Annotated in this window: 13 protein-coding genes and 1 riboswitch; of the genes, 6 read left to right on the top strand and 7 right to left on the bottom strand. The window is 74.2% G+C overall.

Features of this window, described 5'->3' with window-relative positions:
- Positions 1-55: 55 nt before the first annotated feature.
- Positions 56-460, bottom strand: coding sequence for a hypothetical protein (locus AB0B20_RS13190; protein ID WP_357390347.1), 405 nt, complete (start codon positions 458-460; stop codon positions 56-58).
- Positions 461-878: 418 nt separating this feature from the next.
- Between AB0B20_RS13190 and AB0B20_RS13185 the strand changes: the two genes are divergently transcribed.
- Complete coding sequence (locus AB0B20_RS13185; RefSeq protein WP_354872311.1) at positions 879-1238, top strand: STAS domain-containing protein; 360 nt, start codon at positions 879-881, stop codon at positions 1236-1238.
- A 101-nt stretch (positions 1239-1339) separates the two neighbouring features.
- Positions 1340-1792 carry an SRPBCC family protein gene (locus tag AB0B20_RS13180; RefSeq protein ID WP_357390345.1) on the top strand — a complete coding sequence of 151 codons (453 nt, stop codon included), beginning with the start codon at positions 1340-1342 and terminating at the stop codon, positions 1790-1792.
- A gap of 23 nt (positions 1793-1815) precedes the next feature.
- Here AB0B20_RS13180 and AB0B20_RS13175 read toward each other — a convergent pair whose 3' ends face one another.
- From AB0B20_RS13175 to AB0B20_RS13160, 4 genes are all read right to left on the bottom strand, one after another.
- Positions 1816-2889: a hypothetical protein gene (locus tag AB0B20_RS13175; protein ID WP_357390343.1), complete on the bottom strand. Its 1074-nt coding sequence runs from the start codon at positions 2887-2889 to the stop codon at positions 1816-1818.
- A 4-nt stretch (positions 2890-2893) separates the two neighbouring features.
- A riboswitch (cyclic di-AMP (ydaO/yuaA leader) is annotated at positions 2894-3024 on the bottom strand.
- Positions 3025-3167: 143 nt separating this feature from the next.
- Entirely contained in the window at positions 3168-4082 is a 915-nt protein-coding gene (locus AB0B20_RS13170) for a cation diffusion facilitator family transporter (protein ID WP_357390341.1), read from the bottom strand.
- Positions 4083-4186: 104 nt separating this feature from the next.
- Positions 4187-6301, bottom strand: a complete 2115-nt coding sequence (locus AB0B20_RS13165; RefSeq protein WP_357470507.1) for an AAA family ATPase — start codon at positions 6299-6301, stop codon at positions 4187-4189.
- A gap of 123 nt (positions 6302-6424) precedes the next feature.
- Complete coding sequence (locus AB0B20_RS13160; protein ID WP_357390337.1) at positions 6425-7339, bottom strand: alpha/beta hydrolase; 915 nt, start codon at positions 7337-7339, stop codon at positions 6425-6427.
- Positions 7340-7486: 147 nt separating this feature from the next.
- Between AB0B20_RS13160 and AB0B20_RS13155 the strand changes: the two genes are divergently transcribed.
- The gene (locus AB0B20_RS13155) at positions 7487-8125 is read left to right on the top strand and encodes a carbonic anhydrase (RefSeq protein WP_357390335.1); all 639 of its coding nucleotides are present in this window, start codon (positions 7487-7489) and stop codon (positions 8123-8125) included.
- Between the two features lie 21 nt (positions 8126-8146).
- Here the strand turns inward: AB0B20_RS13155 and AB0B20_RS13150 are convergent, their stop codons facing one another.
- Entirely contained in the window at positions 8147-8476 is a 330-nt protein-coding gene (locus AB0B20_RS13150) for a hypothetical protein (protein ID WP_013287842.1), read from the bottom strand.
- A gap of 326 nt (positions 8477-8802) precedes the next feature.
- Between AB0B20_RS13150 and AB0B20_RS13145 the strand changes: the two genes are divergently transcribed.
- The 3 genes from AB0B20_RS13145 to AB0B20_RS13135 are packed head-to-tail and all read left to right on the top strand — an operon-like array spanning position 8803 to position 11328.
- Positions 8803-9294 (top strand): DUF3145 domain-containing protein, encoded by a 492-nt coding sequence (locus AB0B20_RS13145; protein ID WP_135241468.1) that lies wholly within the window; start codon positions 8803-8805, stop codon positions 9292-9294.
- 33 nt (positions 9295-9327) lie between these two features.
- Positions 9328-11052, top strand: coding sequence for a glycoside hydrolase family 3 protein (locus tag AB0B20_RS13140; RefSeq protein ID WP_357390333.1), 1725 nt, complete (start codon positions 9328-9330; stop codon positions 11050-11052).
- Positions 11053-11106: 54 nt separating this feature from the next.
- Positions 11107-11328: a hypothetical protein gene (locus AB0B20_RS13135; protein ID WP_357390331.1), complete on the top strand. Its 222-nt coding sequence runs from the start codon at positions 11107-11109 to the stop codon at positions 11326-11328.
- Positions 11329-11422: 94 nt separating this feature from the next.
- Here AB0B20_RS13135 and fabF read toward each other — a convergent pair whose 3' ends face one another.
- Entirely contained in the window at positions 11423-12649 is a 1227-nt protein-coding gene (gene fabF / locus AB0B20_RS13130; protein WP_357470503.1) for a beta-ketoacyl-ACP synthase II, read from the bottom strand.
- Between the last annotated feature and the right edge of the window lies 1 nt (position 12650).

The raw sequence follows: 12650 nt of genomic DNA, 5'->3' as shown, positions 1-12650 counted from the left end.
CGGTGGCCGCCCCCGGGAGTCCCGGGGGCGGCCACCGTGTCTGGCGCGTCTGGGGTCAGCCGTCCAGGCCGGCCGGGGAGTTCGGCCGGTCCACGTCCACGAACTCGATGTCGTCGGCGGCGCGGTCCCGGCTGCCGGCGGCGCGTGCCGCGGTGCCGGCGGCCCAGCCGATCGCCGCGCCGGCGAGCGCCGCCGCGATCAGCAGCGTCCAGGGCAGCGCGGGACGGCGGCCGGCGAGCGCGTCGAACGCGAGACCGGCCCGGCGGCGTGCCTCCTCGGCGGCGGAGCCGACCAGGTCGGTGGCGTCGTCGGCCAGGCCGGAGGAGCTGCGGCGGGCGGTCCGGGTGGCGTCGCGCATGCTGTCACCGGCGGAACCGACGGCGGAGAGCAGGTGCTGCCACGCCTGGTCGGCGACCCGCTCGGCCTTGCCCCGGCGGTCCAGCAGGTTGGTTCCGAACATCGTTCTACCTCCTCGGGTGCCGAAGGCCGGCGGCCACTTCGGACTCCGGTGTCCATCCGGCGGTCACTGTCCCGGGCAGTGCCCCACCGGACCCGGCGGCAAACCACGCCCGGGTCATGGCGGGTGCGGCCGGTGAACGGGACGAAGCACCCGAACGCGCCGGGACGGGTGCGGACGGGACGTGCGTGCGCCAGCTACCCTGGTCCGCGGGATCGGCGGGCCCGCCCGGTCGCACGGTTGGCCGTGGCCCGCCACAGGGGGAAACTGGAACCCGGTGGTCCGGATTGGGTACGCCCAGGTGTGCCCAGTTCGCGAATTGCTCATCCCGGGGGGTGGCGACCGGGGCGTGGGAGGAATACTCTCGGTCGCGGCCCGCGTACTGATGAGGCGCCCGTCATGGGCGAGTGGAGGTGCTCGCGTGAGCCTGTCGATCGTGAAGTCGGTGCGGCCGGGTGGTGTCGTCGAGATCGCGCCCCGTGGGGAGATCGACGTCGACACCGCGTACGAGGTGCGGGAAGCGATCGCCGAGGTGCTCGCGAAGGCCCGCCCCGCGCGGATCGAGCTGAACATGCGGCTTGTCACGTTCATCGACTCGGTCGGCATCAGCGCCATGGTCGCCGGCTTCCAGACCTGCGAGGTCAGCGGCGTCAAGCTCGTGGTCACCGAGCCGAGCCGGTTCGTGCACCGGCAGCTCTGGGTGACCGGCCTGCTCGGCCTCTTCGGCGCGCCCGAGCCGTGGTTCGCCGACGACACCCCCGAGGTGCTGCCCGGCGCCTGAGCGCCGTTCGCACCCCCTGCGGCCAGGGGACCTTCTACCCGTTGCCAGTCCGGCGTCGGTACGGGACGATCGTCGCGACGCACGACGGCGAGGGGGCCCGCTTGCAGAGCAGCGACAGCTTCAGCTACACCGTGCAGGCCCGGTGCAGCCGGGCCGAAGCGGTGGCCCTGCTAGGCGACCTGAGTCGCCAGGGTGAGCTGCATCCGCTGATCGTCCGGGTCCGGAAGCTGCCGGCCCGGCCCGGCGCGCTGGCCAGCTACGCGATCACCGACCGGCTGCAACTCGGCCCGCTGCACTTCCCGGTGACCTACCAGGCGGACGTGCTGATCGCGAGCGAGGACGAGGTGGTCACCGTCGCCCGGCAGCAGCCGGCGACGACCGTACGCAACCACACCCGGCTGCGCGACGAGGACGACGGCACGGTACGCGTCGAGGTGGAGATCACGCTCACCGCGCCGGCACCGCTGTTCGGGTACGCGTTCCGCCAGGCCCGGGCGGCTCACCTGGGCCTGGCGGCGCGTCTCGGAGCGACCCTGGAGGGCCGGCCGGCCTGATCCGGCCGGCCCCTTCCGGGCGCTCAGTACACCGACAGGTGCACGTGGTTGGTGTGGTCGCTGGACGGGTCGCCGTTGCCCCCGCTGTACGACTTCCACCCGCTGCTGGGCAGCCAGATCTGCTTGAACCAGATCACGTAGAGCACGGCGAGCGGGTCGGCGTTGCGCACGAAGTACGCGGCCAGGTTGTTGCCGTACGTCCGGTCGCCGCCGGAGGCCACGCCGCCGAAGCCGTTCTTCTGCGCGGCGAAGTCGCAGGCCCGCCCCTTCGGGTGCTCGCCCGAGCCGCTGGGCCGGTGGCACGAGACGTACCTGGTGAAGCCGGCCGCCTTCGCCTGTTGCAGCGCGTGCAGCGTGCGCGGGGTGATGCAGCCGTTGGCCGGGGTCGGGTCGTTGACGCTGCACGACTCCGGGGGCCAGGAGCCGTCCGAGTTGCGCGGCGCCGGCTTCGCGTTCTTGGTGGAGGTGCCCTGGACGCTGCCGCCGCTGCTGCTGCGCGTGGCGCGGTCGTTCGCCACCTCCAGGGCGCGCTCGGCCTGCTCCTTGCGCTTGGCCATCACCGTCACCTGCTTGCGCTGCTCGCGGATCTCGCCGTCGAGCTGGGCGCGGGTGCGGGTGGCCTGGTCCCGGGTGGCGATCAGGTCGCGCAGCGTACGGTCCTCGTGCGCGGCGACCTGTTCCAGCGCGGCGGCCCGGTCCATGAAGCCCTCCGGGCTGCTGCTGCCCAGCAGCACCCCGGCGGTGCCCAGGCGGCCGTTGCGGTACGCCACGGCGGCGATCTCGCCGACCTTGGCGTCGCGTACGGCCAGCTCGGCGCCGACCGTCTTGAGCTGTTCGTTCAGTTGCTTCTGGCGGCTCACCGACCGGTTCAGCGCGGCCTTGGCCTCCAGCCAGCCCTTGCTGGCGGCGTCGAGCTGGGCACGCAGTTCGGGCGTGCCGCCCTCGTCGTCGCCGCCGGGCGCGGCGGCGAGCAGGCCGGTCGCCGGCCCCGCCGAGGCGGGGGAGACCGGAACAGTCGCGACGCCGAGGGCCAGCGTCGCGACGAGCAGGGCCGCCAACCGGGCGGCTGTCCGTCGTACAGGTGCCACGTGGGGCATTCACACGTCCTTCCGTCAACGCCGACCGGGTTAGCTGACGGGTTCGGGACGGAAGATCCCTACCGCTGACGCGGATGCACCCCACGTACGTGGTTCCCCGGCTCGTCCCTGCGGACGATTAGGCGACGGCCGCCCCACCGGGGCCGGTGGCGTCCGCGGGTGCGGCCGCGACCGACACTACCGGCGCTGCCCGGGCGTGGCTCGGTGGAGCAACGCCACTAGGTGGGGCAAAACCGGCATAAGACTACAACAGCCACAGTGATTTAAGTCTGCCCTAATCACCACTCGGTCTTCCCGCACACGCCGGCCGACGCTCCGGGTTCGACCTGCAACGTGGCGTGATCGATGGAGAAGTCCTCGTGCAGGGCGGCCCGCGCGGCGGCCAGCACCTGCCCCGGGTCCACGCCCGGGTCGGTGGTCAGGTGCGCCGAGGCCACCTCCATGCCCGAGGTGAGCGTCCACACGTGCAGGTCGTGCACCTCGGCCACGCCGGGTACGGCGGCCAGCCGGTCGTGCACGGCGGTCACCTGGAGGTGCTCCGGCGCGGCCTGCACCAGGATGCGCAGCGCGGCCCGGCCGAGCCGCCAGGTGCGCGGCAGGATGAACAGGCCGATCCCGACGGCTACCAGCGGATCGGCCCACCACCAGTCGGTCGCGGCGATGACCAGCGCGGCGGCGATCACGCCGAGCGAGCCGAGCAGATCGCCGAGCACCTCCAGGTACGCCCCGCGCAGGTTGATGCTCTCCTTCGCCCCGGCGCGCAGCAGCGCGAACGCGACGATGTTGGCGAGCAGGCCGAGCACCGCCACCACGAGCATCGGGCCGGCCAGCACCTCCGGCGGCTCGCCGAACCGGCGTACCGCCTCGACCAGGACGTAGAGCGCGACGGCGCCGAGCAGCACGGCGTTGGCCAGGGCGGCGAGCACCTCCAGCCGGTAGAGCCCGAACGTGCGCTGCGGGTCGGTGCCGGCGCGGCGGGCGGCGGTGATCGCGGCCAGTGCCATGCCGATGCCGAGGACGTCGGTGAACATGTGCCCGGCGTCGGAGAGCAGCGCGAGCGAGCCGGTGGTGAAGGCGGCCACCGCCTCGACCACCATCAGGACGGCGAGCAGCGCGAAGGCGGCCCAGAGGCGGCCCCGGTGGCGGTGTGCCGCGTTGGCCACCGCGCCGCTGTGGTCATGACCTGCGCCCACGCCAACACCCTTCCTGCCCCGTACCGGCCAGGCCCAATGTATGTTCACATCGCTATGTATGCAACTGAACTGTGGGTGACGTCAGGGGCGCGGACGGGTGTCCCTCAGAGCGGGTCGAGCGTGGTGAGGCGCTGGGTCGCCCGGGACAGCGCCACGTAGAGCGTGCGTACCCCCGAACCGGGGTCGGCCCGGATCTCACTCGGCGCCACCAGCACCACGCCGTCGTACTCCATGCCCTTCGCCTGGAGGCTGGTGACCACCTGGAGCCGGCTCGCGCCGAGCGCGCCCAGCCAGCCGGCCACCTCGTCCCGGCGTGGCACCGGCGTGATCACACCAACGGTGCCCTCCACCTGCGCGAGCAGCGCCTCGGCCGCCTCGACGGTGGCCGCCGGCAGGTCGGCGGCGGGCACCGTGCGCTCGACCGGCGGCACGCCGGTGGACCGCACCGCGTCGGGCAGCGGCAGGTCCGGGTAGAGCCGGCGGATCTCCGCCGCCGCCACCGCGAAGATCTCCGCCGAGTTGCGGTAGTTGGTGGTCAGCTCGTAGCGGTGCCGCTTGCGTCGGCCCAGCGCCTGGTCCCGGGCGCGGTCCAGCTCCTGCGGGTCGCCGGTCCAGGCGGTCTGCGCCGGATCGCCGACCACCGTCCAGGACGCCAGCCGCCCGCGCCGCCCGACCATCCGCCACTGCATCGGCGAGACGTCCTGCGACTCGTCCACCACCACGTGCGCGTAGTCGCGGTAGTCGGCCGGACGCTCCCGGGCCGCCGCGCGGGCGGCACGCTGCCGGTCGGCGTACGTGCTCAGCTCGCGCACGCCACCGGCGAGCTGGTACGGGTCGCGCCTGGGCCGGGCCCGCTGCACGGGCTTGCCGAGCAGCGCGTCCAGCTCGTCGAGCAGCGCGATGTCCGCCACGGTCAGCCCGTCGGTCCCGAGCGTGCGGTACGCCTGCCCGAGCAGCCGGATCTCGGCCGAGGAGAGGATCCCCCCGGCGTAGCGGCGCAGCCGGTCCGGGCGGGCCAGCCAGTCCAGCACGTGCCGCGGGTGCAGCCGCGGCCACCACGCCTTGAGGAACTCGCGGAACTCCGGCCGCTCGATGATCTCGTCCTCGAACGCCGGCTGCTCCGGCAGCCGGCCCACCCGCAGCGTGCGGGCCTGCGCGTAGAGCGCGGCGAGCACCGCGTCGAACGCCGCCCGGCGCACCTCGTTGCGGCGGGCGCCCCGGGCCAGCGTCCGGTCCCGGACCGCGTCCAGCGCGGCGCGCTCCAGGCGCAGCAGCTCGCCCCGGTAGAGCAGGCGCAGCTCGGCCGGGGAGTCCGGCACCGCGTCGCGGACCGCGCGTTCCAGCACCCGGCGCATCCGCAGCGAACCCTTCACCGCCGCCACGTCCGGCGGGTCGGCGCGGGACGCGGACAGGCCGGGGAACAGCGAGCCGAGCGAGTGCAGCGTGGCCGTCTCCTCGCCCAGCGAGGGCAGCACCGAGGCGATGTACTCGACGAACACGCCGGACGGGCCGACCACGAGGATGCCGCCGCCGGCGTACCGGGCCCGGTCGGAGTAGAGCAGGTACGCGGCCCGGTGCAGCGCCACCGCCGTCTTGCCGGTGCCCGGGCCGCCGGAGACGATCGTGACGCCGTCGCCGGGGGAGCGGATCGCCTCGTCCTGCTCCCGCTGGATGGTGGCGACGATGTCCCGCATGCCCCGGCCGGTGGCCCGGGACAGCGTGGCCAGCAGGGCCCCGTCACCGACCACCGCCATGTCCGGCGGCGCGGCCTCCGGATCCAGCAGGTCGTCCTCGATCCGGGTGACCTTCTCGGAGGCGGACTGGATCGTGCGCCGGCGCACCACGCCGCGCGGCTCGGCGGGCGTGGCCTGGTAGAACGCGGCGGCGGCGGGCGCCCGCCAGTCCACCACCAGCGTCTCCGCGTCCACGCCCCGCACGCCCAGGCGGCCGACGTGCAGCACCTGCCCGGTCCGCAGGTCCAGCCGGCCGAACACCAGACCCTCGTGCTCGGCGTCCAGCACGTGCCGGCGCTGGGCGGCGTGGAAGACCATCGCGTCCCGCTCGACCAGCGCGCCGAAGTTGCCGACCCGGGCCAGCAGGTAGCCCTCCCGCTCGGCGTCGGCCGCAGACCGGCGCAGTTCGGCCAGCCGGGCGTACACCCGGTCGAGGTGACGCTGCTCGGCGGCGATCTCCCGGTCCAGCGTGGTCTGGTCGGTCAACGCGGATGCTCCTGTGTTCGGAGGGCACGACGGGCTGAATGAGGGTACGGGCCGCCGGCAACCGGCACACCGGGGCATGCCGCGCACGTGGCGTACGTCGGTGCCGCCCGCGTGCGGGGACGCTCAGCGGCGGACCGCCGGGCGGTCGGCCAGTACCCGGTCCAGCACGCCGGCCAGAGCGGCGTTGACCTTCTCGGGGCGCTCCATCATCAACATGTGCCCGGCACCCGGGCAGACGGTCAGCTCCGTGGTGGGCAGCGCCGCCGCGATCGACTCGGCGCAGGGCGGCGGGGTGAGCCGGTCCCGGTCGCCGACCAGCGCGGCGGCCGGCAGCCCGCCGAGCGCGGCGAGCGTCTCCAGCCGGTGCTGGGCGCCGATCGAGGCGCGGAAACCGCCGATCGAGCGCAGCGTGGCCCGGGCCACCGCCGAGGTGACCAGCCGGATGTCCGCCGGGTCGCAGCGGTCGCCGAACAGCATCCAGCGGATGCTCGGGCGCAGCGCGCGCAGCAGCGCGTGCGGGGGCCGCCAGCCGCCGCAGCGGGCCAGCACCCCGGCGCCTGTCGTCTCGGCCAGGCGGATCAGCCGGGTGATCCGGGGGGAGAGGCCGTACGCGGTGTGCGTGTGCCCCTCGGCGGTGGTGGAGACGAAGACCAGCCCGGCGGTACGCGCGGCGAACCGGTCGGGGTGCCGGTGGGCGTACTCCATCACCGTCATCCCGCCCATCGAGTGCCCGACCAGGACGATCGGACCGGCCGGGACGATCTCGTCGATCACCGCGGCGAGGTCGTCGCCGAGCTGGGCGAGGGTGGCGTCGCGCAGCGCCAGGCAGCTCGACCGGCCGTGGCCGCGCGCGTCGTAGGTGACCACGCGGACCCGGCCGCCGAAGCGTTCCCGCAGCTCGGCGACCTGGCGGTGCCAGCTGCGCCCGTCGAGCGTCCAGCCGTGCAGCAGCACGGCGGTGACGTCGGCGTCGACCGGCCCGGTGACGGACACGTGCAGCCGTACGTCGTCGGGGAGCCGCAGTTCCAGGTCCGGCATCGTCCACCTCCCGGGCCCGCCGATGTGTGTCCACCGGATGACCCGGCGGTGACACCGGCGTTACCCGCCATGAGACCACGGCAACCGGTCCGGAGAGAAGATTCCCGTCCGGCCCCACGTCGTCGGATCGGTGACCAGGCTGGAGACATGCCGACCACCAGTCCGCGTGCCGCGCTGGCCGAGCTGCTCGCCGGCAACCGCCGCTTCGTCAGCGGGCAGCCGGTGCACGGGCACGACGTCACCGCCGCCGCGGCGGTGGCCTCCGGCGACCAGCAGCCGTACGCGGTGGTGCTGGGCTGTATCGACTCCCGGGTTCCGTTGGAGGCGATCTTCGACCAGACGTTCGGTTCGATCTGCGTGATCCGTACCGGCGGGCACGTGCTGGACCGGGCCGTCCGCGGCTCGATCGAGTACGTGGTGGAGCAACTGGGCGTACGCCTGGTGATGGTGCTGGGCCACGAGCGCTGCGGCGCGGTCGGCTCGACCGTCGAGGCGCTGCGCGCCGGGCGGCGACCCGGCGGGGACCTGGCGTACGTGGTGGACCGGATCGCCCCGGCGGTGACCGACGTCGGGGTGGACGACCCGGACGCGCACCCGCTGGCCATCCGCCGCCACGTCCGGCGCACCGTGGCCGCGTTGCGCCGCGACGACCGGCTCGCCGGTCCTGTGGAGGCCGGTGAGCTGGCGGTGGAGGGCGCCCTCTACGACCTGGCCACGGGCGAGGTGGCGCTGCTGCCGCAGGAGCAGACGCGAAACCGCCCGCCGGGTGATCCCGGCGGGCGGTAGCGGTGGTGCGGGTGAGGGTGCTCAGCCCTCGAAGACACCGGCCTCGACCAGGCGCTTCTCGGTGGCGTCCCAGCCGTGGTCCGGGTAGGACGCGGCCAGGCCGTTGATCTCGGCGCGGATCTTGGCGGCGTGGCCGGCGGCGGCCAGCACGCGGATCTCCTCGACGAAGGCGTCGGAGTCGGTGCGCAGGTGCGCGGTCTTGCCGTTGGTCAGGTTGCGCACGTAGGCGTGCTTGCCGCCGTTGAGCGGGATCAGGTACTTGAACTCGCCCAGCACGCTGAGGGCGCCACCCTGGCCAGCCTGGCCGGCCCGGACTGACGCGCGCGCGGTCTTAGAGGTGTTGCTCGCCACGGAGGTACTCCTTGCAGACGTACGGTGGGGACGGAAGCCGTCCGGGGGCTGTGCGGATGACGCCCGGATGAGCGCCGGCCCGCGAAGATGTACGGCGGCACAGAACCGCCCAGAGAACTGTACACGACCACGACACCTGGCTGGTGATCGCGGCGTCAGAGGGCACAACCAGGTCCGCCGCCCGGGTATTTCCCGCCCCCGGGGTCCGGCGAATTTTCCGATTCGCTGGCGCACCACCAGTCACAACAGTCATCATGTGTGCCAGGGACCGCTCGGCAGGACGAGGTCGTAGGGGAAGACGCACCTCGGCTCACCGGGAGGTCACCGTGCCAACGCGTGGCGTCGTATACGTCCACTCGACCCCGCTCGCCGTGTGCTCGCACGTCGAGTGGGCGATCGCGCGCGTCCTCGCCGCGCCGGTCAACCTGCACTGGACGGCGCAGCCCGTCGATCCGGGCGCCCGTCGCGCCGAGTGCGGCTGGACCGGCAGCCCGGGGACCGGCGCGGAGCTGGCCGCTGCCCTCCGGCAGTGGCCCATGATCCGTTTCGAGGTCACCGAGGAACCCAGTCCCGGCGTCGACGGCGAGCGCTTCATGTACGTGCCGGGTCGGGGCCTGTTCCGGGCCGCTGTCGGCGCGGCCGGCGACATCCAGCTCGGCGAGGACCGGCTGCGCAGCCTGATGGCCGCCGCGCGCGGCCCGGAGGCGCTGGCCCACGCCCTGGACAAGGCGCTCGGCACCGCCTGGGACGCCGAGCTGGAGCCCTACCGGTACGCCGGTGACGGTGCGCCGGTCACGCTGCTCACCCGGGTCGGGTGACGAAGGTCGAGTTGCCCCGATACGGTGGGCCGCGTGTCGATTTCCTCGCGGCGCTCCGCCGTCGCGCTCGCCGCACTGACCGCGCTGCTCGTCTCCGGGTGCTCGGACGGGCCGGACCGGCCCCGGCCCGCGCCGTCGAGCCCGGCGCCGTCGTCGGCCGCGCCGGCGCCGAGTGACCCGCCGACCGCCGACCCGGCCGCCCGGGCCGCCGCGCTCGTCCGCACGCTGAGCGACGAGGACCTGGTCGGGCAGGTGCTGATGCCGTACGCGTACGGCAGCTCGGCCACCGAGGTCTCAGCCGGTTCGGCGGCCGGAAACCGGGCGCTGGCCGGTGTCGACACCCCCGCCGAGATGGTGGCCAAGTACCGGCTCGGCGGGGTGATCCTGGTCGGCTTCAGCGCCGACGACCCGACCTCGGGCAACCAGGCCACCACGAACGTGGACAACCCCAAGCAGGTCCGGGCGCTCACCGACGGGCTCCGCGCCGCCGCCGGCAAGCTTCCCGCCGGCTCCGCGCCCTTCCTGATCGGCACCGACCAGGAGTACGGCGTGGTCACCCGTATCACCGACGGGGTGACGCTGCTGCCCAGCCCGCTCGCCGCCGGCGCCGCCGGGAACCCGGCGCTGACCGAGGCCGCGTGGCGGGCCGCCGGGGCCGAGCTGGCCGCGATGGGCATCAACCTCGACTTCGCCCCGGTCGCCGACGTGCTGGCGACCCGCAGCACGGTGATCGGCTCCCGCTCCTTCGGCGCCGACCCGGCGACCGCCTCGCCGCAGGTGGCGGGCGCGGTACGCGGCCTGCAGGCCGAGGGCGTCGGCGCGGTCGTCAAGCACTTCCCCGGGCACGGCCTGAGTGCCGACGACTCACACACCGAACTACCAGTTATCAAGCAGTCCCGCGCCGAGCTGGACCGCCTCGCGTTCCCGCCCTTCCGGGCCGGGATCGGCGCAGGCACGATGGCGGTCATGTCGGCCCACCTGGACGTCAGGGCCGTCGACCCGGGCACCGCCGCCACGTTCTCCCGCAAGCTGCTCACCGACGTGCTGCGCGACCAGCTCGGCTTCCAGGGCGTGGTGATCACCGACGGGATGAACATGGCCCCGGCGAAGAAGTGGTCCCCGGGCGAGGCGGCCGTACGCGCGCTCAACGCCGGTAACGACCTCATCCTGATGACCCCGAACGTCAAGCAGGCGTACGACGGGCTGCGCGCCGCGCTCAAGGACGGCTCGCTGCCCCGGGCCCGCCTGGTCGAGGCGGTCACCCGGGTGCTGACCATGAAGTTCCGGCTGGCCGGGCGGGACACGCCCGCGCTGTCCACGCTGGGCGGCGCCGCCCACCACAAGGCCGCCGACGCCCTGGCCACCGCCGCGGTGACGGTGCTGCGCGGAAAGTGCGGCGGCGCGGTGAACGGACCGGTGAGCGTCACGTCCTCCGGCGGCCGGGAGCGCACCCGCAAGCTGCTGACCGACGCGCTCACCGCGGCCGGGGTCAAGGTGGTGCCCTCCGGCGGCACCGTGGTGCACCTGGTCGGGTACGGCGACGGCGCGAAGGACCTGCGCGCGGACGCCGCCGTGACGGTGGCGATGGACACGCCGTACGTGCTGTCCGGGGCGAAGTCGCCGACGCTGATGGCCACCTACTCGTCCACCCGCGCCTCGATGACCGGGCTCGCCGCGGTGCTCGCCGGCAAGGCCCGCCCGGCCGGCCGCTCCCCGGTGCCCGTCTCCGGCCTGCCCGCCACCACCTGCCGTACCTGACCGCCGCCGTAACTCGGGTGCGGCCCGGGGCGGCCGGCTGGCAGGGTGGCGCGAATGGGAGAGGCAGCACACGGTTTCCGCTACGTCGAGCGCGCCGACGGCACGGTGGTCATCACGCATCACGGCCGGGTCGCCGGCACGCTTCGCGGTGGCCGGGCCGCGCAGTTCCTGGCCGAGGTCGGCGACGATCCGCAGCTGACCATGGCCCGGTGGACCGGCAACTACCGGCACGGCAACGAGCGCACCGCCCGGCAGCACCCCCGCAACCGCCGCTGAGGTGTAAGGAAGGGCCCCCTCTTAACGCCTGCGGTAGAGGAAGGGCCCCTTCTTAACAGGCGACTGTTAAGAAGGGGCCCTTCCTTACATCCGATCAGGGGCGGGTGAAGACCAGCGCCACGTTGTGCCCGCCGAAGCCGAACGCGTTGTTCAGCGCCGCCGGGATCTCCATGTGACGCGGCTTGTGCGCGGCCACGTCCAGGGTCAGGCCCTGGTCCGGGTCGTCCAGGTTGATCGTCGGCGGGATCACGCCGTCCCGGATGGCCAGGATGGTGGCGATCGACTCCAGCGCGCCGGCCGCGCCGAGCAGATGCCCGGTCATCGACTTGGTGGCGGTGAGCACCGGGTGGTCGCCGATCGCCTGGCGCAGCGCGCCGATCTCCAGCATGTCGCCGACCGGGGTGGAGGTGGCGTGCGCGTTGACGTGCACGATGTCGGTACGGGCCACGTCCGCGTCGGCGACCGCCCGGGCGATGGCCCGGATGGCGCCCTCACCCTCGGCGTGCGGCTGCACGATGTCGTACGCGTCCGAGGTGATCCCCGCGCCGGCCAGGCGCGCGTACACCCGGGCACCCCGGGCGGCGGCGTGCTCGGCCCGCTCCAGGATCACCACGCCCGCGCCCTCACCGAGCACGAAGCCGTCGCGGCCCGAGTCCCACGGCCGGGACGCCCGCTCCGGCTCGTCGTTGCGGGTCGACATGGCCCGCATCGAGCTGAAGCCGGCGATCGGCAGCGGGTGGATGACCGCCTCGGTGCCGCCGGCCACCACCACGTCGGCCCGGCCGGCGCGGATGATGTCCAGCCCCAGCGCGATCGCCTCCGCGCCGGTGGCGCAGGCGCTGGCCACCGTGTGCACGCCGGCCTTGGCGCCCAGTTCCAGACCGACCCAGGCGGCCGGACCGTTGGGCATCAGCATCGGGATGGTGTGCGGGGAGACCCGCCGCGGTCCGGACGCCTCCAGGATGTCGTCCTGGGCGAGCAGGGTGGTGGCGCCACCGATGCCGGAGCCCACGCTCACCGCCAGCCGCTCCGGGTCCGGCGCGGCGTCGGTCAGGCCGGCGTCGGCCCACGCCTGCCGGGCGGCGATGATGGCGATCGCCTCCGAGCGGTCCAGCCGGCGCAGCTTCACCCGGTCGAGCACCTCGGACGGGCCGACCGCCAGCTCGGCGGCGATCCGGACGGGCAGTTGCGCCGCCCACTCCTGGGTGAGCGCACTCACCCCGGAGCGGCCGGCCAGCATGGCGTCCCAGGTCGACGCGACGTCCCCGCCGAGCGGGGTCGTCGCGCCGAGCCCGGTGACGACGACGTCGGGGCGACTCATG

Origin of the sequence: Micromonospora sp. NPDC049151 (assembly GCF_040648395.1) — a bacterium.
Lineage (GTDB): Bacteria > Actinomycetota > Actinomycetes > Mycobacteriales > Micromonosporaceae > Micromonospora.
Note: the sequence above shows the minus strand (reverse complement) of the source record. Positions and strands in the feature narration are given on the sequence as shown.

Excerpts from the sequence above, each read along its gene's own strand:
- AB0B20_RS13190 (WP_357390347.1), bottom strand. The coding sequence starts at position 460 with ATGTTCGGAACCAACCTGCTGGACCGCCGGGGCAAGGCCGAGCGGGTC.
- AB0B20_RS13175 (WP_357390343.1), bottom strand. The coding sequence starts at position 2,889 with ATGCCCCACGTGGCACCTGTACGACGGACAGCCGCCCGGTTGGCGGCC.
- AB0B20_RS13160 (WP_357390337.1), bottom strand. The coding sequence starts at position 7,339 with ATGCCGGACCTGGAACTGCGGCTCCCCGACGACGTACGGCTGCACGTG.
- AB0B20_RS13155 (WP_357390335.1), top strand. The coding sequence starts at position 7,487 with ATGCCGACCACCAGTCCGCGTGCCGCGCTGGCCGAGCTGCTCGCCGGC.
- AB0B20_RS13135 (WP_357390331.1), top strand. The coding sequence starts at position 11,107 with ATGGGAGAGGCAGCACACGGTTTCCGCTACGTCGAGCGCGCCGACGGC.
- fabF (WP_357470503.1), bottom strand. The coding sequence starts at position 12,649 with ATGAGTCGCCCCGACGTCGTCGTCACCGGGCTCGGCGCGACGACCCCG.